19 protein-coding genes and 1 pseudogene are annotated in these 21,478 nt (G+C 34.5%); 15 read left to right on the top strand and 5 right to left on the bottom strand.

Going from position 1 to position 21,478, the window contains the following annotated elements; translation table 11 throughout:
- Positions 1-129: 129 nt before the first annotated feature.
- The 10 genes from HM987_RS10695 to HM987_RS10650 all read left to right on the top strand — a co-directional run bounded on the left by HM987_RS10695 (position 130) and on the right by HM987_RS10650 (position 9,939).
- Complete coding sequence (locus tag HM987_RS10695) at positions 130-1,173, top strand: hypothetical protein (protein ID WP_179007922.1); 1,044 nt, start codon at positions 130-132, stop codon at positions 1,171-1,173.
- A 151-nt stretch (positions 1,174-1,324) separates the two neighbouring features.
- A complete protein-coding gene (locus HM987_RS10690) occupies positions 1,325-1,687 on the top strand; it encodes a four helix bundle protein (RefSeq protein WP_179007921.1) in 363 nt (120 codons plus the stop codon).
- Positions 1,688-1,831: 144 nt separating this feature from the next.
- The gene (locus tag HM987_RS10685) at positions 1,832-3,793 is read left to right on the top strand and encodes an AAA family ATPase (protein ID WP_179007920.1); all 1,962 of its coding nucleotides are present in this window, start codon (positions 1,832-1,834) and stop codon (positions 3,791-3,793) included.
- 48 nt (positions 3,794-3,841) lie between these two features.
- The gene (locus HM987_RS10680) at positions 3,842-4,435 is read left to right on the top strand and encodes an NUDIX domain-containing protein (RefSeq protein ID WP_179007919.1); all 594 of its coding nucleotides are present in this window, start codon (positions 3,842-3,844) and stop codon (positions 4,433-4,435) included.
- 130 nt (positions 4,436-4,565) lie between these two features.
- A complete protein-coding gene (locus tag HM987_RS10675; protein WP_179007918.1) occupies positions 4,566-5,801 on the top strand; it encodes a DUF6638 family protein in 1,236 nt (411 codons plus the stop codon).
- A 69-nt stretch (positions 5,802-5,870) separates the two neighbouring features.
- The gene (locus tag HM987_RS10670; protein WP_179007917.1) at positions 5,871-6,173 is read left to right on the top strand and encodes a GIY-YIG nuclease family protein; all 303 of its coding nucleotides are present in this window, start codon (positions 5,871-5,873) and stop codon (positions 6,171-6,173) included.
- Between the two features lie 122 nt (positions 6,174-6,295).
- A complete protein-coding gene (locus HM987_RS10665) occupies positions 6,296-6,838 on the top strand; it encodes a hypothetical protein (RefSeq protein WP_179007916.1) in 543 nt (180 codons plus the stop codon).
- Positions 6,839-6,929: 91 nt separating this feature from the next.
- Entirely contained in the window at positions 6,930-8,624 is a 1,695-nt protein-coding gene (locus tag HM987_RS10660; protein WP_179007915.1) for a hypothetical protein, read from the top strand.
- Between the two features lie 75 nt (positions 8,625-8,699).
- The gene (locus HM987_RS10655) at positions 8,700-9,308 is read left to right on the top strand and encodes a hypothetical protein (protein ID WP_179007913.1); all 609 of its coding nucleotides are present in this window, start codon (positions 8,700-8,702) and stop codon (positions 9,306-9,308) included.
- A gap of 157 nt (positions 9,309-9,465) precedes the next feature.
- Positions 9,466-9,939 carry a hypothetical protein gene (locus tag HM987_RS10650; protein WP_179007911.1) on the top strand — a complete coding sequence of 158 codons (474 nt, stop codon included), beginning with the start codon at positions 9,466-9,468 and terminating at the stop codon, positions 9,937-9,939.
- Here the strand turns inward: HM987_RS10650 and HM987_RS10645 are convergent.
- Complete coding sequence (locus HM987_RS10645; RefSeq protein ID WP_179007909.1) at positions 9,928-10,392, bottom strand: GNAT family N-acetyltransferase; 465 nt, start codon at positions 10,390-10,392, stop codon at positions 9,928-9,930. The two genes, HM987_RS10650 and HM987_RS10645, sit on opposite strands and share 12 nt — an antisense overlap.
- On the bottom strand, positions 10,382-11,401 hold the full coding sequence (locus HM987_RS10640) for a formimidoylglutamase (RefSeq protein ID WP_179007907.1): 1,020 nt from the start codon (positions 11,399-11,401) through the stop codon (positions 10,382-10,384). The genes HM987_RS10645 and HM987_RS10640 overlap by 11 nt, the downstream gene beginning before the upstream one ends.
- Positions 11,402-11,509: 108 nt before the next feature.
- Here HM987_RS10640 and HM987_RS10635 point away from each other — a divergent pair, with 108 nt between their 5' ends.
- Entirely contained in the window at positions 11,510-12,397 is an 888-nt protein-coding gene (locus tag HM987_RS10635) for a chromosome partitioning protein ParA (RefSeq protein WP_179007905.1), read from the top strand.
- Between the two features lie 314 nt (positions 12,398-12,711).
- Here HM987_RS10635 and hutI read toward each other — a convergent pair whose 3' ends face one another.
- The 3 genes from hutI to fumC all read right to left on the bottom strand — a co-directional run bounded on the left by hutI (position 12,712) and on the right by fumC (position 16,922).
- The gene (hutI, locus tag HM987_RS10630; RefSeq protein ID WP_179007903.1) at positions 12,712-13,950 is read right to left on the bottom strand and encodes an imidazolonepropionase; all 1,239 of its coding nucleotides are present in this window, start codon (positions 13,948-13,950) and stop codon (positions 12,712-12,714) included.
- A gap of 98 nt (positions 13,951-14,048) precedes the next feature.
- Complete coding sequence (locus HM987_RS10625) at positions 14,049-15,443, bottom strand: T9SS type A sorting domain-containing protein (RefSeq protein ID WP_179007901.1); 1,395 nt, start codon at positions 15,441-15,443, stop codon at positions 14,049-14,051.
- An 81-nt stretch (positions 15,444-15,524) separates the two neighbouring features.
- Positions 15,525-16,922: a class II fumarate hydratase gene (fumC, locus tag HM987_RS10620; protein ID WP_179007899.1), complete on the bottom strand. Its 1,398-nt coding sequence runs from the start codon at positions 16,920-16,922 to the stop codon at positions 15,525-15,527.
- A gap of 383 nt (positions 16,923-17,305) precedes the next feature.
- Here fumC and HM987_RS10615 point away from each other — a divergent pair, with 383 nt between their 5' ends.
- The 4 genes and pseudogenes from HM987_RS10615 to HM987_RS10600 all read left to right on the top strand — a co-directional run bounded on the left by HM987_RS10615 (position 17,306) and on the right by HM987_RS10600 (position 21,471).
- Positions 17,306-18,094 carry a rhamnogalacturonan acetylesterase gene (locus HM987_RS10615; RefSeq protein ID WP_179007897.1) on the top strand — a complete coding sequence of 263 codons (789 nt, stop codon included), beginning with the start codon at positions 17,306-17,308 and terminating at the stop codon, positions 18,092-18,094.
- A gap of 196 nt (positions 18,095-18,290) precedes the next feature.
- Positions 18,291-18,995, top strand: a complete 705-nt coding sequence (locus tag HM987_RS10610; RefSeq protein ID WP_179007895.1) for an esterase family protein — start codon at positions 18,291-18,293, stop codon at positions 18,993-18,995.
- A gap of 24 nt (positions 18,996-19,019) precedes the next feature.
- Positions 19,020-19,970, top strand: a pseudogene (locus HM987_RS10605) (ATP-grasp domain-containing protein); the annotation flags it as partial.
- Between the two features lie 406 nt (positions 19,971-20,376).
- Entirely contained in the window at positions 20,377-21,471 is a 1,095-nt protein-coding gene (locus tag HM987_RS10600) for a carboxylate-amine ligase (protein WP_179007893.1), read from the top strand.
- Positions 21,472-21,478: the final 7 nt, after the last annotated feature.

The raw sequence follows: 21,478 nt of genomic DNA, 5'->3' as shown, positions 1-21,478 counted from the left end.
GTATTCAGTTGGCAGTCAAAATGTCACTAAATACTGTGGATCTATTTAATTTTCATTAATTTTTTTAAATAATACGTTTAAGGTATTCGTGGCATACTGCCAACTGAATACTGCCAACTGACCACTGAAATGATAGTAACACCATTAGACTCAGCAATATTAGACTCTAAAGAGCAATACGTGTTCTATCACAAAATGATAGATTTTTCACTTAAGGAACTCATTGTTGCGGTTCAACAAAAGCAAATTCTGAACGCGCAAGAAGTACTCTTATTTAAGCAATATTGTGATTTATTGTTGTATTCCATTGAAGCCATGCGTGTAAAATACATGTATGACGATGAGGAAAACATGAAAGTCGATTTAACGGATTCTAGTTTCCCCAATTATTTAGAATTCCGATATCTGTTTAACGACCTCGCACTACGTGAAGATTATTTAGGGAAGCTCACGGATATCGATACTTTGAAATCTGAGTTTTTAGATACGCTGATGCGAAAAAAGGAACCGATTACTAAACGGAAACTCTTTCAAGCGGCTTCGATAGTTTATTATACATCGGCCAAGAAAGAATATATTTTTAACCGTTTTGTACAAGGTAAAATTATTCAAGCACCAGAAGGGTCGCCTGCCGAGCATTTGGTAAGTTGGAGTTTTTATGATGTATCGCATAACAGACCATTTATCTGTTACATGTATTTCAATTACGATGGAAAAGATCCTCAAAAAGAGCGTGACGAAATATATTCAGCACTAAAAACGGTTGCCGATAGAGAAATGTCTTTAGATACTATGGCTTATGGAATAGATAAACGTTTGCCTGATGTTTTACCAAAGTTAATAAAACGGGTCGATTTAGGACCAATTCACAATGTGTTCGCCAAAGACGAAAACAAAGTGACACATGCTATTTTACAAGGCATAGCTAACAAAGAAATTCCATTGGAATCGTATGCTATTTCCTTTAAAATAGATGAATTAAAATCGGGCGGTGAATTTAAGGAAGGTGGTTTTTTTAGTAAACGAACGTTTCAAAAATGGGATGCAATGTATAGGGAACGCTATGTTTTCGCCCCACATAGAATCATTCAAATGCTTTACAATAAAACACCAGAAGTTATGAATAAATTGGCACAAGGTCCTATTCAGATTTCTGAACTCAAAGTTAAATAAGTCCTCAGTGCGCAGTCCACAGTTGGCAGTTGCAGAAGGTAATATTTAACAATAGTAATATTAGTTTGAAAGAATTATTAGAATAAAAAATAAAAGCAAGTTCGTAAATGTTTTTACTGAAGACTGTGTACTGAAAACTGAAAACTAAACAATGAGTTTCAAAACATTATTGGCTTATCAAAAAGGATTCGATTTGGCAATGGAAATTTTTCAATTGTCTAAAGAGTTTCCTAAATCTGAAATGTTTGGCTTAACATCGCAAATAGTGAGGTCTAGTAGGTCGGTTTGTTCAAATATCGCAGAAGGTTATAGGAAAAGACAATACGAAAAGCATTTTAAAAGCAAATTATCTGATGCTGATAGTGAAAATTCAGAAAAACAGCTATGGTTAGATTTTGCTCTAGCATGTGAATATATTTCAGGAGAAAAGAGACAAGAATTACAATATAAAAGTGAAGAAATAGGTAAACTCATCAATTATATGATGAAAAATCCCAATAAATTCGGATTGTAAAAGATAAACAAATTAAAAGTAACAGTAAATCACAACAGTAAGTACTGAAGACTGCATACTTATGACTCAAGACTAATTTAAAAGCAACAATAAGCCACAACAGTAAGAACTGCGGACTGAAGACTGCCAACTGAAAACTTAAAAATGGAACACAACTCAACATTCCCCATAAAACAAAACGAACTAGATATGCTTCGCGATGAAGCAACGTCCTATCTAAAATCCATACAATGGGAACAAAGCCAACGCGCAAAAAATAAAGATAATGATGCCAAGGACGAATCTATATTACTGTATTTGTCTAGAGCGAATAATGGAAGTAATGTTAATGTCACTTCGGTTTCAAAGACCATTTTAGCTTTAAAGAAACGGTTATTGCCAGAATCGGTTGCACTTCCTGTAAAATTAAATCACACGCTGTTTGCTGTTCAAGAAGGCTTAACCTTAGGTATTTGGATTAAGGATTCTTATTATGATGCTTCTGGTTTATCGAGTTTAAGCGAAAATAAATCGGCTTTGGATAGCTCTGGAAAACGTGAATACGAGAGCAAAATGCACACAGCGACGGCGTTTATGTTATTCGCCACGGCATATAAAGTTTTACACGATTTAAAACCACATGCTTCAGATGATTTATCGGTTATGAAACAGAAATTTGCTGGCATTCCAGAGGTTTCGTTTATGACACCTTTAAAAGGAGTTTCGTGTCAGTTGTTTTATTATGACAAATATTTAGGCCATCCTGAAATCATCAAATCCGATAAAGATGTCATAGATTTTACGGTGGTTTATTTTGAAGCTTTGATTGATGAAATTCAATTACGTAAAAGCAGTTTAGAATACACGGAAACCATTGTAGATAGAACTTATAAGTTAGAAAACTCAGACTTCGCAGTTTCTGGTTGGGAAAACGTATTTCAAGGTACAGCTAAAAGTATCGAATTCAACAAAATTCAATTCGAACAAATTGTAGGAAATCGAGATGCCAAGCATTTTGCACGTCGTTTAACGGAACGTATGTTGAGCTACGATTTTGAAGCCCAGAAAAATCCGTTTCAGGAATTAGGTGGTTTTATGCCAGTATTTATGGGTTATGGTATTCCAGGAACCGGTAAAAGTATGTTGATAGCAGCTATTGCAACCAGACTCAAAGAACATTCCGATAATTTGGATATTCCCTTTTTGTTCCATCCCATGCCAGATACGTTAATATCTACATTTCAAGGTGGTTCTGCCGAAAAAATGGTGGAATGGATGAAACCTTTGCAAGATCCTACCAAATTGATATTTGCACCAATAGATGATGCCGAAAATAACCTTCAAGAACGAACAGCACAAGGTGTGTCCGCTGGTGTCAAAGAAGTGATTGGCGTATTTTTAAGATATACAGAAGGCGCGTATGCCGTGAATTACGGGAACAGTTCAATAGGCTTATTTACCAATTTACCTGAAATGTTAGATAAAGCGGTCATCTCGCGTGTTCAAGGTCGATTTAAAATTGATGGCGCACGAACTGAGCACGATTTCGTAGATCAAGATTACATTTGGTGGCGAAAATTACAAAATACCATGCCAGATTTTGTAAATATGGACGATCCTGAAACCTATAAATACTTGTCTGATCAAGGTTTGGCAAAGAGCATGGGAGATATTCTCAATTTGGTTGAAAAGCCTTCTGAAGAACGTGTACATGAAACTTTTGATAAAGTTGAAAAGCTTCATGAAACTAATGATCACATGTTCTATGCAGCCTTATATAAAGAGATTCAGAAGATATTTCCATTTTTCTCCTCAAGGGATGTGCGTAATATTCAATCTGCAATTTCATTAAGACTGACCGATTTCGATTTGGAAAAAGACTGGTTTGAGAATCCTGAACTATATTTCAAAAAGGATTACGAAACCAAGTTTCATATGCTTCAAGAATTAATGAAATCGAACATGAAAGGTTTAAATTTTTCAGATATTAGAAGACAAGAAGTTATTCGTTATTTAGATAATGTAGCAACCATCGCAGATACAGACTTTAAACGTAAAGTAGATGCTAGAGTGAATCAGTTGAATATTGAAACTGAGGCTAGAGAACAGTTTGGGAAAAAAGATTGAAGGTTTACGATTGAAGATTTTAGATTTAAAAATAATTCGTGAAAATCCATGAAATTCGTGTCAAAACTAAAAAACATAAAAAAAACAACCCTCTCAAAAGAATGGGCAACACTAAATAGAATTGATTACGATTATCGATTCAAAAATGGCGAATGGAAACGATTGTCGAGAGAGTCTTACAATCGTGGTAATGGTGCTGCAATTTTATTATATAATTCTAAAAAGGGAACAGTAATCTTAACGCGACAATTCAGGATGCCAATTTATGAGGTCAATGACCAAGAAGGGATGTCCATAGAAGTTTGTGCAGGAGCCATTGATAATAACGACAGTGCTTTGGAAACCATTATTAGAGAAACCGAAGAAGAAGTCGGTTATAGAATAAAAGATGCCAAGCAAGTATTAAAGGCTTATACCTCACCAGGCGCATTAACCGAAAAAATGTTTTTATTCATTGCCGACTATGACGAAAGTATGAAAGTGGCTAAAGGAGGAGGCGTAGAAAGTGAAGATGAAGAAATTGAGGTATTGGAACTTCAATTTTCAAAAGCGATAGAAATGATTGCAACAGGCGACATTATTGATGCAAAAACAATTATGTTATTGCAATATGTTCAAATTAATAAAATTTTAATGATATAACCGCACATCAATTTCACTGTGAATCTCTGTGAATCTCAACGTAACAATTAGTGAAATTCGTGTCAAAATAATTTAAAAATAAGATTACCGCTGAAGTTTATCTTGAGCGAAATCGAAAGGTGGCAACAAGATGCAAAAACTAAAACAAGCAAATTTATACCGAAGTGAACTCATACCTATCAGCGGGAAGTTGGTTGAGCGTTACAACAAGTGTTTAAAAACTCTAGGTTTTACGGAAACCAAGCTCACCTCTTTTTTTATTGACGGCATAGGTTGGAGTCCAGAGATTGCAGAAGAAAAGAAGAATACCCAATACCTAAATCATGGCGATGCGAATCCGCATGGCATCATCATTTCACCTTTACAAAAAGGAAAACCTGTGTATTTACCGTTTCATTCTTTTGATAAGGAAATGATGCAACACATATTTAGAACACATGGACAAAAAATCAATGATATCACAAGGGATTCAGCTATTTGTATTGATTTTGATCAGAATATCGATGTGTTTTATGAACCTTTAGATATTTTAAAATATGATAATGTCAATATCACTTTCAGACTTATAGACAATTTAGAGAAAATTCAGAAAGATCAATTACACTTAGTTGATAAATTTAATACAGGTAATAATTTTATTGACGAAGGTATCCATCAACAATTATTGGATTCCGCTAAAACCTATGGCGATTTACGAGATAGGGATTTAAGTTTACATCCTCTACATTTTTCAACAGGTTCTTTCTTTACCAGAGCTTTCGATGGTGTGTATCTGCTTAGGGATTTTATTAAACCGATTGTTGTTTTCGAAAGTAAAGAGCATTATAAAGAAGCGATTAAAGATACCATTCATGATGTGCTGATTTATCATATTGAACAACCAGAATTAGTTGATAAACTAAAAGACCATATTATTATAGAGTGTGATTTGGAACACATAATTAACACACCAAACTATGACCGAATTAAAAAATACGAATTAGCACAGTTCTTAAAAGATACAGAGCATCCCATTTTAGACATTTTGAATGATAAGGTATTATTCAAAAGTTATTTAAACAAAATTGACATCAATGCCAGAAAGCAGGTGATGAGCGTCGAAATATATCTTGAAAAGTTAGAACGAAGCAACGCCTATAAAATTGAAGATATCGTAGATCAATCTTTTTATTTTGCTTTGCATCAACCGCATTCATCGTTGTCATCAGAGCATCGGGATTTAATTCATAAGTTGCTCATCAACATTGCACCTAAAGATGTGTTGTTCTTGTATTGGTATGATAAAGAGCAGTTTTATAAGAGTTACGAAACTTGGGAGGATTCCTTTAAGGATTGGGTAATTGATAGGATTCGTAACAATATTTGAGTTTTTTAGACTAATTTTATAATTGCTGTAATTCCGTCCCGAAATGTCGGGAATTCGGAATCTATTAAAATGAAAGGGAATTACCACCAATATTATGTTTATATATTGTCAAATAAGAAAAATGGAACTTTATACATTGGTGTAACAAATGATTTAGAACGAAGAATGATTGAGCATAAAAACAAACTTGTCGAAGGTTTTACGTCTAAATATAATTTAAATAAATTGATGTACTTTGAATCTTTTCAATATGTTAACGATGCTATTAAGAGAGAAAAACAATTAAAAAACTGGAATAGGCAATGGAAAATCGATTTAATAGAAGAGGCTAATATAAATTGGATCGATTTATCCAAAGATTGGAATTATTAATGGATTCTGCGTCGTAGCGCAGAATGACAAAAAACTAAATTATAAAATTAAGTTGTGAGTTGACTTTTAAACGTGAATTTAAACTTCGTGCTTCCAACTTCCAACTTCCAACTTTTTAAACCATGGGAATAGAACTCGTCATATTCATAGCAGCCATATTATTCGGAATTTTTCTCTATTGGAGAGAATCCAACGGAAATGGATTGTATCGTTTTTTGAACAAAATGGTCAATAGCAAAGAGCTACAAATGAGTCCGGATAATCCAAAAGGGTTCGTTTATAAACAATCACTTTTACCGCGAATTATTTTTGTGGTAACCTTAGTTTTGGTTGCTGCATTAATTGTGGAATTTCTAACACCAATTGCTGTATTCAATAGTTATAATGGTGTTTCCGCATTTGCATCCTTCGCTGTGGGTACGCTTTTAGGAACCTATATCGCTAGTTTTATCATTTCATCTTCTGAAGTCATCGAAGAACAAAGTGGTTCTATCGAGGACAAATTAGATGATGTCGTTGAAAAAGGAAAGGACTTTTTAGAAGATTTAAAGAACAAGGACAATAAAGCAGTTGAAGAAGCTAAAAAAGAAATTGAAAACGAGCCAGAAAAGACAATGAATGAAAAAAGCGCAAGGGAGCGTTTGAAGGACAAAGGATTGATGTGACACAAAGTGTCATCCTGAATTTATTTCAGGATCTCAATTAATAAAAAAGTTTAAGATTCTGAATCAAGTTCAGAATGACAAAAAATCAAATATGATAAAATCATACTGGAACAAAGGAGGCAAACAAAAACGAATTACCATTTTCGTCGCATTGTTATTATTAGTGTTACTGTTCTTTTTTAGGGACGATTACCAACCGTTATTGCTATTTCTGCGGAAGTATGTTTTCATCATTTTAGTGAGTCTATTGATTCTTATTTTGGGATTAAGAAAATTTAGAAAAAGTGCTAGTACAGGAACACGATTAGGGATTTTAGCCTTGCTTATTATCTTCTTTAGTATCCTTTATGTCATCGGTTGGCATTATAAAATGTACGACTATATGAAAACTTATAATGTTTTCAACAGTTTAAACAAAGTTGAAATCAATGAGTTGCCATTAACGCAAAATGAACGAATTCAACCATTAAGAAATATTTTTTCCATGGCCAACGAAAGCGTCGGCGAGACCAAGGATGTGTCGTTGCCACATTTGGTAAGAATCGGAACTGAGAATAAATGGACCATGGCGATTCAGCCAAGTGAAAAGTATGTGATGCAACGTATTAGCGATAATACCGAAGAAGTGTTTTCAGTAAGTAGTACCACACCATTCCCAAGATTTTCGAATGAAAATAGAATTGATGTGACGTTTTCCATAGGCGAATCCTTAAAATTTAGCAGAAACACGTATAATGCAGTGGTGCAACGTTTCAATCCATGGATGCTCTTTAATTATGAACCAAGCGATACGTTTTATATGAAGAACGACGCTGGAAATTGGGTAGAAGTGGTTAGTTTAATTAAATGGAAAGGCTTCTTTTTTCCATATCCTTCGTTTGGTGGTGTTATGATCATTGATAGTGGAGAGCATGATATAAATGATTATATGGAACGTATCACAATTGGGAAGGGTACCTTTGTGAGTCCCGATGAGATTAAGAATTATCCATTTTTAACGAAACAGAATACCTTAGCCGAAAAAGTATCACAATTACAGGCCGAATCTTTGAAATTCCTGGGTGGTTTTAGCGATCCCTTACCATGGAATATGAAAACTGCTGTAAAAATTCCGCTGATGCCTAAGGATCAGAACCAACAGCCTTATGTAACGGATTTTGATTTTTCAGGATCAAATTCAGACGCTTATAGTGGCTTGTACCATTGGTTTGGACTGGAACCTGTAGGTGACGAGCGCACCAGTTTAAGCTATAGTGTATTCGTACCCGCAGACGGCACCGATAAAATGTATTATTACGATCATGCGACCAAAAAACAAGGGTATGCAGGTGTGTCTGCCATGCCTTTAAAAGTTAAGGAATCTCGAAAAGAATACGACTGGAATGCGAGTACACCAGTGGAGTTTAGACCTTATATAAAAAATATTGCAGGTAGAAAGCGTATGTTTTTCTTAGGCACTATTTCATCTATTAGTTCAACGGATGCCCAGCAATTTGATGGTTCAGCTACACCAGATTTGGTCTTGATTGATAGCGAATACAGAGATGTCATTTGGATAGACGTCAAACATCCGAGCACTTGGGATCAAGAAGTGTACAGTCAACTCAACGAAGCTTGGCGATCTAGTGAAGGCATTGGCTATTATTACAATGAAGCGCCAAAAGATGAAGACATTATGGAGCAACAAATGGATTCTTTAATGCGAATTCCAAAGGTTGAAGATAATTCTGAGCAAATAGAAAAATTACAACGTCAGTTGGATTCTTTGAAAGCTTTGGGGAATTAATGAGAAGCCACAATTTTATTTAAAAGCAGAAATTTTCCTATCACTTATTTTAGATTCAGCAGGTAAAACATTAAAATGATATTTTCACTATTCAAGAAATCAACTAAAGAAGAAAATTTCTGGAATTGGGTCGTTAAAAATAAGACCAAACTTGAAGCTTTTATTCATTCTGATTTCCAAGATTATTCGATTTATAACGGTTTAACAAAAGCAATTAAAAAGTACAATCCATTACTTTTTCCTGAAATGACGCTTTCTGAAAAAAAAGTGGTTCTAATCATTACACCAGATGGAATGAAGGATGGAATAATTCCAACGCAACAATTGTTTGATGCCAAACCCAATCTAGAAAATTGGATTGTTAAAAAATTTAGACAACCAAACGATGATATTTCACTCAATTTTGATGGTATAGAATTTCCAATTTCAGATATGAAGATAAGAACTGAAATTGATGAGGAGCAGGAAAAAGTCCATATAGAAATTTATATCAGAAATTTAGATGCTAATCCTGAAAAGTCTAAAGCATTAGCTTTTCTTTATCTCGATCATATTTTAGGCGAATTTAATACGATTACAAAAGTTGGCTCTATAGATTTTATACAATGGAATACTGACGATATTATAAGGGATGGAATATCAATTTTAGAATTGAGAAAACTTATAGAACGGGAATTGTATTAGATATTTAAAACTCAAAGATATTTGAAACCTTTGAGGTTTAAAAAGACTCTCAGACCTGTCAGGTTTTAAAAACCTAACAAGTCTTTCAAGTTAATATATTCCATAAATACGGTAACATTACTCACTATTTATAGACTTATATTATAAAGATTGTATTATGGGTTTCATGGGTTTCGGAATGCATAAATGGATTTATACGATGCGTCCTCGTAAGCCATTTTCCATGCAACGAAAAGGCTCGTTCACAGTTGTGCCAACTTATAGCAGAGAATTCAAACTTCAACCTTCAAAAAACAGAGGAGGTTATAATTTTGGAATAATCTTGTTCTTTTTTATAGCATTGGCAGTTTCATTAACTATTCCAAGATGGATGGAAGCCTCTAGACTTCGACATCAACAAGAATTAGCGTGGTCCATTAAGAAAGATAAATATGCTTTTGATTTTTTGCTCAAATCTGGTAAATGGCGATTAAAAAAGGGTAGAATTTCTGGTGCTTATTCAGAATTCAAATTAGCTTATGCTATTCAACCAGAAAATGAAGAATTGAACGAATTACTTTTAGAAACATTAGAAATTCTATGTTATGATAGAGGGACTGATTGTGAAGATTTTGAATTATTAGAATTTTAAAAACATCTTAATATCAGAACGAACATAAGGACTGTCCTTTTCAAGTTCCAATTCCTTAAATCCGTATTTTCTATAAAGGTAGATTGCATTTTCTAATTTTGTACTGGAATAGAGGAGTAGTCCTTCTAATTCTTTAGCTCTCGCAAAATCAATACAATGTTGTAGCAGTAGTTGTCCAATTTTCTGTCCACGTTCTTTTGGTAATACCGCCATTTTGGTTAATTCTAAAACTCCAGGATTTTCCGTTGGCATTAAAGCAGCCGTGCCAATGACCTCTTCCTCTTTCATAGCGAAGAAAATAAAACCACCTTTGTTTATAATATACTTGTTTGGATTACTTAAGACTTCTTCATCAAAGGGTTCGACATAGAAGAAGGTTTTTAACCATTCTATATTCAAATCGTAAAAGGCTTTGGCATTAGGTGTTTCGAAATCAATGATTCTAATTGCCATGTGCTCTAATGAAATCTGTAATTAAATACGTAATCAGTTTTCCAACCTTGTTTGCTGTTTTCTTGGATGGTGAAGCTTCGCAGATATGTAAATACATAGCATTTTCATGTTGACCGAAATAATTAACGAATTGTCGAGCTTGTTTTACACTAAAACCACTAGGCGTCATTGCACTACTAGGAATATGCTGTATGGCATCACAATCTATTTCGATTCCGAATCGTTTTTCGGCAACATGTTCTAAAGCCATTTTTAGTTCAGCATTAAAATCTGTTTCATTTCTGACTTCTAGTGCTTCATAGGTAGTGTACTTCAGATTTTTTATCTTTTTCAGCGTCTTAAATAAATTATCTGAGGTGTAGTTTTCGTGCAATCCAAATATGAAGTAATTCTTCAAAAACCCTTCAGCAAATGCATAACTGAAGCCATTGCCGCTATGTCTCCCTTCTTCAGCTCTAAAATCTGAATGGGCATCAAAATTAACTACATTTATTCTTCCGTTATTAGCCAAAGCACAACCTTTAATATTACCATAGGCATTATTGTGGCCTCCACCAATGATAATCGGAACTTTTCCCGCCCTAACAATTGAAGTTACTATATGGCTTACATCACTATCTATAGTTTCTACATATTTTCTAACCTTAGAAAGTTGTTTCTTTTTCGAGGTATTAAATTTGAGCAACGTTTCTCGCTCATCCGTATAGTCCAAGTGGCCAAGAATTAAAACACGTTTAGAATTAGTAAAGCTATTGCTCTGTATGTTTAACAAAACTTTTAGAGTTGCCTCCCAAGCTTTGTAAGTTCCTGTATTTCCGTGATTTGCATAAACTCCAATATCTTCACAGATACCGAAAACAACATAGTCAACGTCTAAATTAACAATTGAATCGTATATGTTGGTGAGGTTAGGTACTAACTGAATATGTTCTCCAAATTTTGATTCGCCTTTACGTTTCTTTAAAAGCTGTTGTTTTTCTTTTTCTGAAAATAAAATAAGATGATGCATTTGGATAATATTTGAATAATAGAATAAAAGTACAGTTTTATTTAATTATTTTAACCTCAAATAAAAATTTAAAAACAACTATTAACAATATTTAAAACCAAAGAATTTATGGAAGGTTCACAAAAATCAAGTACAGGTCTAAAAGTTGGATTAGGAATTTTACTAGTCTTATTCTTAGGAACAGCTTTTTACACGTCTAAGCTTTATAGCGAAAAGCAAGAAAACGAAAAATTATTAGTGAGTGAGAAACAACAAGTAATGAATGATCTTAACAATATGGCCAAAGATTATGACGAGGCAATTGCTGAGAGTGAAGTTACGAATCAAGATCTTATTGCGGCAAGAGAACGTATTGTAGGTTTAATGGATTCTCTTAAAGTGTCTCAAAACAGCGTTGGTAGCTTATGGAGTTACAAAAAGAAGTACATGGCTCTACAGGAAGAAATGGATATTCTTTTAACTGAAAACGACCGTTTAAAAGTTGAAAACCAATACTTGGCAACCTCTTTAGATAGTACAAATATTCAATTAGCAGAGCGTACGATGTTTACGGATTCACTTTTAGTACAAAATACTGAACTGGCAACTGTTGTAAAAGATGCTGCTGCTCTACAAACTGTAGGTTTAGTAGGAATGGGTGTTATTGAAAGACGAAGCGGAAAACAAATTCCGACGGAACGTGCAACAAGAAGTGATAAACTTAAAGTTTGTTTTACGGTTGCTAAAAACACGTTGACTGAAGCTGGAGATAAAGAATTATATGTACAGGTTATTGATCCTATGAACAATGTTTTAGGTTCTAACGACCAGATAGAATTTGAAGACCAGGTTTTAAACTACAGTTTAATTAGTCGTTTTAACTACGAAAACAGAAGCTTAAATATATGCGAATATATTAATGAATTAGAAGATTCTAAATTCGAAAAAGGACGCTACAAAATAAATGTATTTAACGATAAAGCATTAATTTCTTCTTCTGAATTTGAATTGAAGTAAGAAAAAACATATTTGATTGATAGCAAAAAATCCAGAAGTTCGCTTCTGGATTTTTTTTGGTTAAATTCTAAATGAGTAAACCTTTGGATTTTCTATTTTAATCAATGTCCAGTTAAAGTTGAGGTTTATTGCTTGACAAACATAATAGGGTTTCAAGCGTATTAAAATTAAGACACCTTTATATTTTAAAGATAATGAACTATAAAAAAATGCTAAAATTATTTAATTCTGTTTCTCAGTTATTTAGAGCTTGGCTATGTTCTTGATTCTAAAAGCGCAGCGGTCTTTTGTCTTTTATCGGACTAAATTGATTTTTATTCTAAAAGTTGACCATTGATAATGACTTGTTCAACTGGGTTATGAGCAAACGCATATGGAATTTCACTATAATGATTCATAGGTTTTGTAATAATGAGATTTGCTTTTTTTCCTCTGGTAATACTACCGTACATATTACTAACTCCCATGGCATAAGCGCCATTAATGGTTGCTGCGTTTATGGCTTCTTCGGGCGTCATTTTTAATTTTACACATGCTGCAGCAACAATGAAATTCATGTTTCCACTTGGTGCAGAACCTGGATTATAATCCGTTGCAATGGCTAATGGTAAACCAGCATCAATGAGTTTTCTGGCAGGCGTATAAGGAATACTTAAAAAATATGAACAACCGGGTAACGCCACAGGCATAGTATCACTTCCTTTTAAAGCTTCAATATCATTATCACCTAATTCTTCTAAATGATCTACAGAAAGGGCATTGTATTTTACACCAAGCGCAACACCTCCAAGTATATTAAACTGGTTCACATGAATTTTTGGTTTTAGATTGTATTTTTTTCCGGCTTCTAAAATGGCTTCGGTATCTTCAATATCAAAATAGCCTTCCTCGCAAAAGACATCAATGTAATTAGTAATGCGCAACTCTGCAGCCTTCGGTATTAATTCTTCTGTGATATATGTTATATAATCTTGTTTTTTGGATTGAAATTCTGCTGGAATAGCATGAGCAGCTAAAAGGGTTGGTGTAATTTTTGCTAAACTCTCTTGCTTGATCCGCTTGATAACGCGAAGCATTTTTAATTCCGCTTCTAAAGTTAAACCATAGCCTGTTTTTATTTCTATAGCGCCAGTGCCCATCGCGATAAGTTCGTTTAATCTTTTTATGGATTGCGCATATAAATCATCTTCTGAAGTGTCTTGAAGCACTTTCGCCGAATTCAAAATGCCGCCGCCATTATTGGCAATTTCAGCATAAGATAAACCGTTTATTCTATCGACAAACTCAGATGTTCTATCGCCTGCATAAACAATGTGCGTGTGCGAATCGCACCAAGACGGTAAGACTATTTTTCCAGTAGCATCAATGATTGTTTCAGCTTCAATTGTACTGTATTCATCCATTGTACCAAATTCTATAATCGTATCGTGCTCAATATAGACATAGGCATTTTCTAGAATGGATAAATCTTTCATGTCACTTCCTTTTACAATTGTGACATTAGTATCGTGGACTTGTAAAAGCTGTTTGATATTGGTAATTAGAATGGACATAGTTGATTGGTGTTTTTGTAAAGATTGCTATTTTTTTGAACAAAAAAAAACGCTAGTTAAAATTTACTAGCGTTTTAAAAATTAGATGAACCTATTTCTTATTCTTTCAAGAACTTTGAAGATGTTTTATTATTAATCTTAATAGTGTATAGACCATTGGTCAATTGCGAAACATTAAGTGTTTCTCCCAGGTGTAATTTTTGTTCTAGAACTTGTTTTCCTAGCACATCAAAAACTGAAACAATAATGGTTTCGTTTAAACCTTCAAAATTTAAAATATCTTTTGTCGGATTGGGATGTATTGAAATTGCTTGAAGTTCAGAATTTGGAACACTAAGTACAATTTTCTGGTTTTCAAAATAATTTAAATCATCTTGATTGTAGGCGCAACTTGCAATATCTAAATCGCCATCCATATCAAAATCGGTAATCGTATATACAAAGGTTTGACTTTGCGTGGCATCAATAACTAGTTCGCTATCAAAACTGCCAGCGCCATTATTTTTAAACCAAACAATGTCATTGCCAGCATTAGATTTTCCACTGCTCAAAACTATATCGTTTAAGCCATCATTATCTAAATCCCTAAATTGCGCTACGGAAGGATTAGCGATTGATGTTGTGAATACAGTTTCGGTAAATCCAGAACCATTATCTTCAAACCAGTATAAATTACCTGTTGGTCCACCACCATATGAAACCTCTGTTGCCAAAATATCGAGATTAGCATCACCATCCAAATCTTCGAAAGTGGCATTAAACATTCCAACTTTTCCTGTAGTTACAGAAGTTGCATCTTTTATAAAAGACACCGTTCCTCCAGGAATTAAATCATTTCTAAAAATTTCAATAACATCACCACCATAAACAGCGGTTGCAACTAAGGCATCTAAATCACCATCTCCATCAATATCACTCATATTTACAACTCCCGGAGCATTTAACGTGTCGTCAATTTTATTTGCTTCTAGTGTAAAGCTTCCTGTGCCATTACCAGAAAACCAAACCACTTCGTCTCCGTCATAAGCTGTTACTGCTATATCAAGAAAAGTATCATTATTGATGTCTCCTAATGCGAATCCTGAAGCACCTAGAATACTATTGGAAATGATATTTTCAGTCGTAAAATTTCCTGTACCATCATTGGGATACCATGCAACGGAATCATTATTGTATGCTGTGGTTAATAGGTCCAAAAAACCATCGTTGTTTAAATCTACAAGGGCTAAACCTCCAATGCCATCCAATGTATTAGATATTAAAGGTTGAATTGTAAATGTGTTGTCCCCATTATTTTTATACCACTCAAGCGTGTTACCTAAATTGGTTCCGATTATAATATCTGGTAGAGCATCTCCATCAATTAAACCAGATGCGATGGTGTATGGAGCATCTCCAGTATTAGTATTAATACCAACTTTTGGTAAAAAAGTGGTTTGGGCAAAAGCAAAACAACTAAGCATTGCAAATCCAAAAAGTAATTTATGTTTCATATGTATTTAAATTTATCAATGCTAATATAGTAATTAATCGAAAAAAAACGCACTTTGCCGAACTTTTAATTCATTTAATCGTTATTTTAAACTTCCGACCATATTTTCAGGTTTTACCCATTCGTCGTAATCTTCAGCAGAAACGTAACCTAAATTTACAGCTTCTTCTTTGAGGGTAGTACCATTTTTATGAGCGGTATTTGCGATTTCCGCAGCTTTATAATATCCGATTTTAGTATTTAGAGCGGTAACTAGCATTAACGAATTATTCAATAATTCCTTAATGACTTGGTGGTTAGGCTCAATTCCACTAGCACAATGCTCCTCAAAACTTACACAAGCGTCACCGATCAATTGCGCAGATTGTAAAATATTCGCCGCCATCATTGGTTTAAAAACATTCAGCTCGTAATGCCCTTGTGTACCACCAACAGAAATTGCAACATCGTTACCCATCACTTGCGCACAGACCATGGTCAAGGCTTCACATTGGGTTGGGTTCACTTTTCCGGGCATAATAGAACTTCCAGGTTCGTTAGCTGGAATGATAATTTCTCCAATGCCTGAACGCGGACCAGAGGCCATCATTCTAATATCATTAGCGATTTTGTTCAAGGAAACCGCCAATTGTTTTAAGGCACCATGGGTTTCTACAATAGCATCATGAGCCGCCAAGGCTTCAAATTTATTTTCGGCAGTAATAAAAGGTAAATCCGTGAATTCAGCGATGTATTTAGCCACTAAAACATCGTATCCTTCTGGTGTGTTCAAGCCAGTGCCAACAGCGGTTCCACCCAAAGCCAGTTCACTTAAATGTGCTAATGTATGTTCCAATGCTTTTAATCCGTGATCCAATTGGGATACATAACCCGAAAATTCCTGACCTAAGGTTAAAGGTGTGGCATCCATTAAATGAGTTCTGCCAATTTTTACAACTTCTTTAAATTCCAGCGCTTTTTTATGCAATGTATTTCGTAATTGAATAACACCAGGAATCGTGGTTTGGACCACTTTTTTGTAGGCTGCAATATGCATTCCTGTTGGAAAGGTGTCGTTAGACGATTGAGATTTATTCACATCATCATTAGGCTGAATGGTTTTTTCGCCCTCGCCTATTGTTTTTCCTGCCATTTGATGCGCTCTATTGGCGACAACTTCATTGACATTCATGTTGCTTTGCGTACCAGAACCTGTTTGCCAAATGACCAAAGGAAATTGATCATTATGCTGTCCGTCTAAAATTTCATCACATACTTTTGCAATTAAATCACGCTTTTCTTGAGATAAAACATCCAATTCACAGTTGGCATAAGCCGCTGCTTTTTTGAGATAAGCGAAGCCATATACGATTTCTAAAGGCATTGAAGCAGGTGCACCAATTTTAAAGTTATTTCGAGAACGCTCGGTTTGCGCACCCCAAAGTTTATCGGCAGGTACTTTAACCTCGCCCATCGTGTCTTTTTCTATTCTGTAAGTCATTGTATATAAATTTTTAAGCACCACAAAATTACTCATTTTGTTAGTCTTTAAGAATTGAAAATTAGCTTTTATTATAAAATCTTTAAAGTATTATCCCTACAAGCAATAAATAGATATGAGTTAGAAACTATTGGTTTTTCGAGTTTTAAAAACTAACTTTGGTTACGAGTATTGAGTTAGCTTCAGGAGTTATTGATTTAAGTTATTGAAGAAAACTTACATCATTAAATTTGTAGCAAATTTAGAATGAATCAGTATTAACGAGCTGTAATTGCAATAGTAGAATTTATATGTGCCTGCTATTTTGAATAACTTATCTTATAATGTGTAAATACTTTGGTGCTCAATATTCTGTATTAATATGCGCAGCATAAAACAAAAAAATGAAAAACGTATTAGCGACAATATTACTTTTTGTACTCATGAGTCATTGTACATCACGAGACAATAATCCAGTAACTATTTACTTAATCGGAGATTCGACTGTAGCAAATTATGCCGTTAATTACGGAGAAGGACAGGATTATTATCAAAAGAAATATCCCAAAACAGGTTGGGGACAAGTTTTTCAAGAATTATTTACGGCGTCGGAATTGAATAATTTCAAACCTTTAATCCAAGCTGACAGCGTTATAGTTGATGATCGTGCAAGAGGTGGTCGCAGTACCAGAACATTTTTTCAGGAAGGGCTTTGGAGGTCGGTTTATGAAAATCTCAAGGAAGGCGATATCGTGATGATGCAATTTGGTCATAATGATGCATCTGTGAAAAATCCAGAGCGTTACGTTGATATAGAGGGGTATAAGGAGTTTTTACGATTATTTACTACACAGACTTTCGAAAAAAAGGCAAAACCAATCATATTAACTCCTGTAGCAAGAAACTACCCATGGAAAGATGATCATTTAGAAAATGTACATGGCGAATATCCTGACGCAGCATTTGAAGTTGCTGATGAATTGGGAGCCTATTTTATTGACCTCAATAAATTGTCAATGGATTATTTCAGTAAAAAAGGTCGCGACTTTGTTAGTAAAAATTACTTTATGAACTTGCCTAAAGATAAGTATATAGCTTATCCTGACGGGAGTTCTGATCAAACCCATTTTCAACCTGAAGGCGCTATGGCAGTAGCGAAATTAGTTTTTGAGGCAATGAAAGTTTTGAACTAGGAATTATCCGCAAAAACTCATTGATTATCAGTCTTTTAAAGCTTAATGTTTATTCTTTTATATTTCGAAAACGATTTTGTTAATAATTTTAGTTAAATTATTCTTGTAATAAAAACATCTCTTTTCACGCAATCTGAAACAAATAGTCTAAATTTGTGCGCTTAAAATTTAAGTTAACTATTTTAAAACTAAACAATTGAAGGAAGAACATTTTAAATGGTACTCACCAACTTTAAGTAAGGATATAGAAATGCTAGTTTTCGGACATGCTGGTTATCCTGTAATTTTATTTCCTACAACCATGGGGAAACATAATGAGTGTCGGGATATGGGACTTGTGGAATCTGTGCGTTGGTTTGCAGAGCAAGGTTTGGTCCAAATTTATTGTCCTGATAGTATCAATGAATTGAGTTGGTATAATAAGAATATTCATCCTGCAGATCGCGCGAAAAATCACGCTTGGTTCGATGAGTTTATTATGAATGAAGTGGTCAATAAAATATGTGAAGAAAAAAGAATGCATAAAGTCGCTGTCGCCGGACCTAGTTTTGGTGGATACCAAGCGGCTAATTTTGCCTTTAGACATCCAGATCGTGTGAGCCATATGTTTAGCATGAGTGGATCATTCGATATTAAATCTTTTGTTGATGGTCATTATGATGACAATGTGTTTTTTAATAATCCCGTGGATTTTTTACCAGGAGCGAATCATCCAGATTTATGGAACATGAAAATTGTACTAGGCGTAGGGGAATGGGATATTTGTTTAGATGCCAATAAGCGATTGGCTGGGATATTAACAGAAAAAAACATACCTTTCTGGTATGATGAACATAAATGGGCTGAACACGATTGGCCCTTATGGAACAGAATGTTTCCACATTATTTATCAAAATTATAAACAAACTAACTAATCCATTTAAATATGAAAAAAATAGGCATTTTATTCGGTCAAGAAGATACCTTTCCTTGGGCATTTATTGACAGAGTTAACGAAAAAATTAAGTCTCAGGGCATTAAGGATATGGTTGCAGAAGCCGTATCAATTGATACTGTAGAACAAGCAAAATCTGATGAATATGCAGTAATTATAGACAGAATATCGCAAGATGTTCCGTTTTATAGAGCCTATTTAAAAAACGCTGCCATTACAGGAACGGCCGTCATAAACAATCCATTTTGGTGGAGTGCAGACGAAAAGTTTTTCAACAATGCACTAGCTGAAAAAATTGGGGTTCCAGTACCAAAGACCTTCATATTGCCATCATCGCATCGACCAGAAGGTACGGATGAAAACTCCTTTAGAAACATGAAATTCCCTTTTGATTGGGAAAAGATGTTCAATACTATTGGCTTTCCAGCGTATATGAAACCACATGATGGTGGCGGATGGAAAAGTGTTTACCGTGTAGAAAATCCTGATGATTTATGGGAAAAGCATAGAGAAACCGAGAATTTAGTGATGATGCTCCAAGAGGAAATTAACTTCACGGAATACTTTAGATGTTATGTGTTAGGAACTGACAAAGTGCATATTATGCAATACGAACCTAGAAACCCTCATCATTTACGCTATGTTTTGGATGGCGAACCTGTGGATAAAAAAATCTTGGATTTAGTTGAAGAATACTGTATCAAATTAAACAAAGCTTTAGGTTACGATTTCAATACAGTTGAGTTTGCTATTAGAGATGGTGTGCCTTATGCGATTGATTTTTGTAATCCTGCGCCAGATGCAGATATAAATTCTGTAGGTCAAGATAATTTTGATTGGATTGTAGAGAATGCTGCGAATATGGCCATTGACAAAGCAAAACAATACAAAAAAGGTAAAATGAACCTTACTTGGGGAACTTTTGTAAAAGACCAGATGGAAGCTTCAAAGACACCTGCTAAAAAAGCGGCTTCAAAAAAGCCAACGGCAAAGAAGGCAGCATCCCAGTCAGCTTCTGCCAAAGTTTCAGCGAACAAAGCCAAGACTGCGGAAAAGAAGACAGCTGCTAAAGTGCCTGTAAAAACGAAGGTTACCAAGAAGGCAGCTGTAAAAAAGGCACCTGCTAAAACGGTAGTAGCTAAAGAAACTACAGCGACTAAAGCACCTATAAAGAAAGCTCCAATAAAAAAAGCAGCTTCTACTAAAACTGAGACGACCAAAGCAAAAACAGATGCTAAGAAAACGACAGTAAAAATGGCTACTCCTAAGAAGAAAGCAGCTAAAAAATAGATAATTTAAAAACCTGACTATGTATTGTGGTCAGGTTTAATCTAACCAACCGCTATATATGAAGTTTACTTTAGGTATTGAAGAAGAGTACCAAATTATTGACCCTGTTACTCGCGAATTAATTTCACACGACCAGCAAATTGTAACAGAGGCGTCAAAAGTTATGGGCGATCAGTGCAAGGCAGAAATGCATCAGGCCGTTGTAGAAGTAGGTACAAATATTTGTGAGGATATTACGGATGCTCGAGAACAAATTTCACATTTGCGAAAATCAGTATCTAATATTGCGAATGATTTAGGATTTAAAATTGGTGCGGCAGGTACACATCCGTTTTCGAAATGGGAACACCAACTGATTACGCCGAACCCTCGTTATGATGAGATTATTACTGAACTTCAAGATACTGCACGTTCTAATTTAATTTTTGGATTACACGTACATGTTGGTATGGAGGATAAAGAAATGGCCATACATTTAGTAAATGCCATGCGTTATTTTTTACCGCATTTGTATGCGTTGTCAACTAATTCTCCGTTTTGGGAGGGAAGAAATACAGGTTTTAAATCATTTAGATCAAAGGTGTTTGATAAATTTCCTAGAACAGGTATTCCTGGAATTTTTGAAAACTATGCGCATTACGAGAATTACGTTAATCTTTTGGTTAAAACTAAATGTATTGATAACCCAAAGAAAATTTGGTGGGATATTAGAGTGCATCCCTTTTTCCCAACTTTAGAAGTCAGGATTTGTGACATACCATTAACCGTGAATGAAACCGTATGTATTACGGCAATAATTCAAGCATTGGTGGCTAAGTTATATGACTTAAGAAGGCACAATCTAAATTTCATGAATTATCACCGAGCGTTGATTAACGAAAATAAATGGCGAGCAAGCCGTTATGGAATTGATGGAAAAATGATTGATTTTGGAAAGCAAGCTGAAGTTGAAACCAGACTCTTAATGTTAGAGCTATTGGATTTTATTGATGATGTTGTGGATGACTTAGGCTCTCGTAAAGAAATTGAATATTTGCATCAAATACTTAAAAATGGTACAGGAGCAGACCGTCAATTAGAAATATTTAAGCAAACAAACGATCTTACCAAAGTTGTGGATTACGTTACTGAACAAACAATTTCCGGATTATAAAATAACC

Origin of the sequence: Winogradskyella forsetii, from assembly GCF_013394595.1 — a bacterium.
Lineage (GTDB): Bacteria > Bacteroidota > Bacteroidia > Flavobacteriales > Flavobacteriaceae > Winogradskyella > Winogradskyella forsetii.
This window is presented reverse-complemented; position numbering and strand designations above follow the sequence as displayed.

Coding starts and splice junctions, on each gene's coding strand:
- HM987_RS10695 (WP_179007922.1), top strand. CDS start 130: ATGATAGTAACACCATTAGACTCAGCAATATTAGACTCTAAAGAGCAA.
- HM987_RS10690 (WP_179007921.1), top strand. CDS start 1,325: ATGAGTTTCAAAACATTATTGGCTTATCAAAAAGGATTCGATTTGGCA.
- HM987_RS10685 (WP_179007920.1), top strand. CDS start 1,832: ATGGAACACAACTCAACATTCCCCATAAAACAAAACGAACTAGATATG.
- HM987_RS10680 (WP_179007919.1), top strand. CDS start 3,842: ATGAAATTCGTGTCAAAACTAAAAAACATAAAAAAAACAACCCTCTCA.
- HM987_RS10675 (WP_179007918.1), top strand. CDS start 4,566: ATGCAAAAACTAAAACAAGCAAATTTATACCGAAGTGAACTCATACCT.
- HM987_RS10670 (WP_179007917.1), top strand. CDS start 5,871: ATGAAAGGGAATTACCACCAATATTATGTTTATATATTGTCAAATAAG.
- HM987_RS10665 (WP_179007916.1), top strand. CDS start 6,296: ATGGGAATAGAACTCGTCATATTCATAGCAGCCATATTATTCGGAATT.
- HM987_RS10660 (WP_179007915.1), top strand. CDS start 6,930: ATGATAAAATCATACTGGAACAAAGGAGGCAAACAAAAACGAATTACC.
- HM987_RS10655 (WP_179007913.1), top strand. CDS start 8,700: ATGATATTTTCACTATTCAAGAAATCAACTAAAGAAGAAAATTTCTGG.
- HM987_RS10650 (WP_179007911.1), top strand. CDS start 9,466: ATGGGTTTCATGGGTTTCGGAATGCATAAATGGATTTATACGATGCGT.
- HM987_RS10645 (WP_179007909.1), bottom strand. CDS start 10,392: ATGGCAATTAGAATCATTGATTTCGAAACACCTAATGCCAAAGCCTTT.
- HM987_RS10640 (WP_179007907.1), bottom strand. CDS start 11,401: ATGCATCATCTTATTTTATTTTCAGAAAAAGAAAAACAACAGCTTTTA.
- HM987_RS10635 (WP_179007905.1), top strand. CDS start 11,510: ATGGAAGGTTCACAAAAATCAAGTACAGGTCTAAAAGTTGGATTAGGA.
- hutI (WP_179007903.1), bottom strand. CDS start 13,950: ATGTCCATTCTAATTACCAATATCAAACAGCTTTTACAAGTCCACGAT.
- HM987_RS10625 (WP_179007901.1), bottom strand. CDS start 15,443: ATGAAACATAAATTACTTTTTGGATTTGCAATGCTTAGTTGTTTTGCT.
- fumC (WP_179007899.1), bottom strand. CDS start 16,922: ATGACTTACAGAATAGAAAAAGACACGATGGGCGAGGTTAAAGTACCT.
- HM987_RS10615 (WP_179007897.1), top strand. CDS start 17,306: ATGAAAAACGTATTAGCGACAATATTACTTTTTGTACTCATGAGTCAT.
- HM987_RS10600 (WP_179007893.1), top strand. CDS start 20,377: ATGAAGTTTACTTTAGGTATTGAAGAAGAGTACCAAATTATTGACCCT.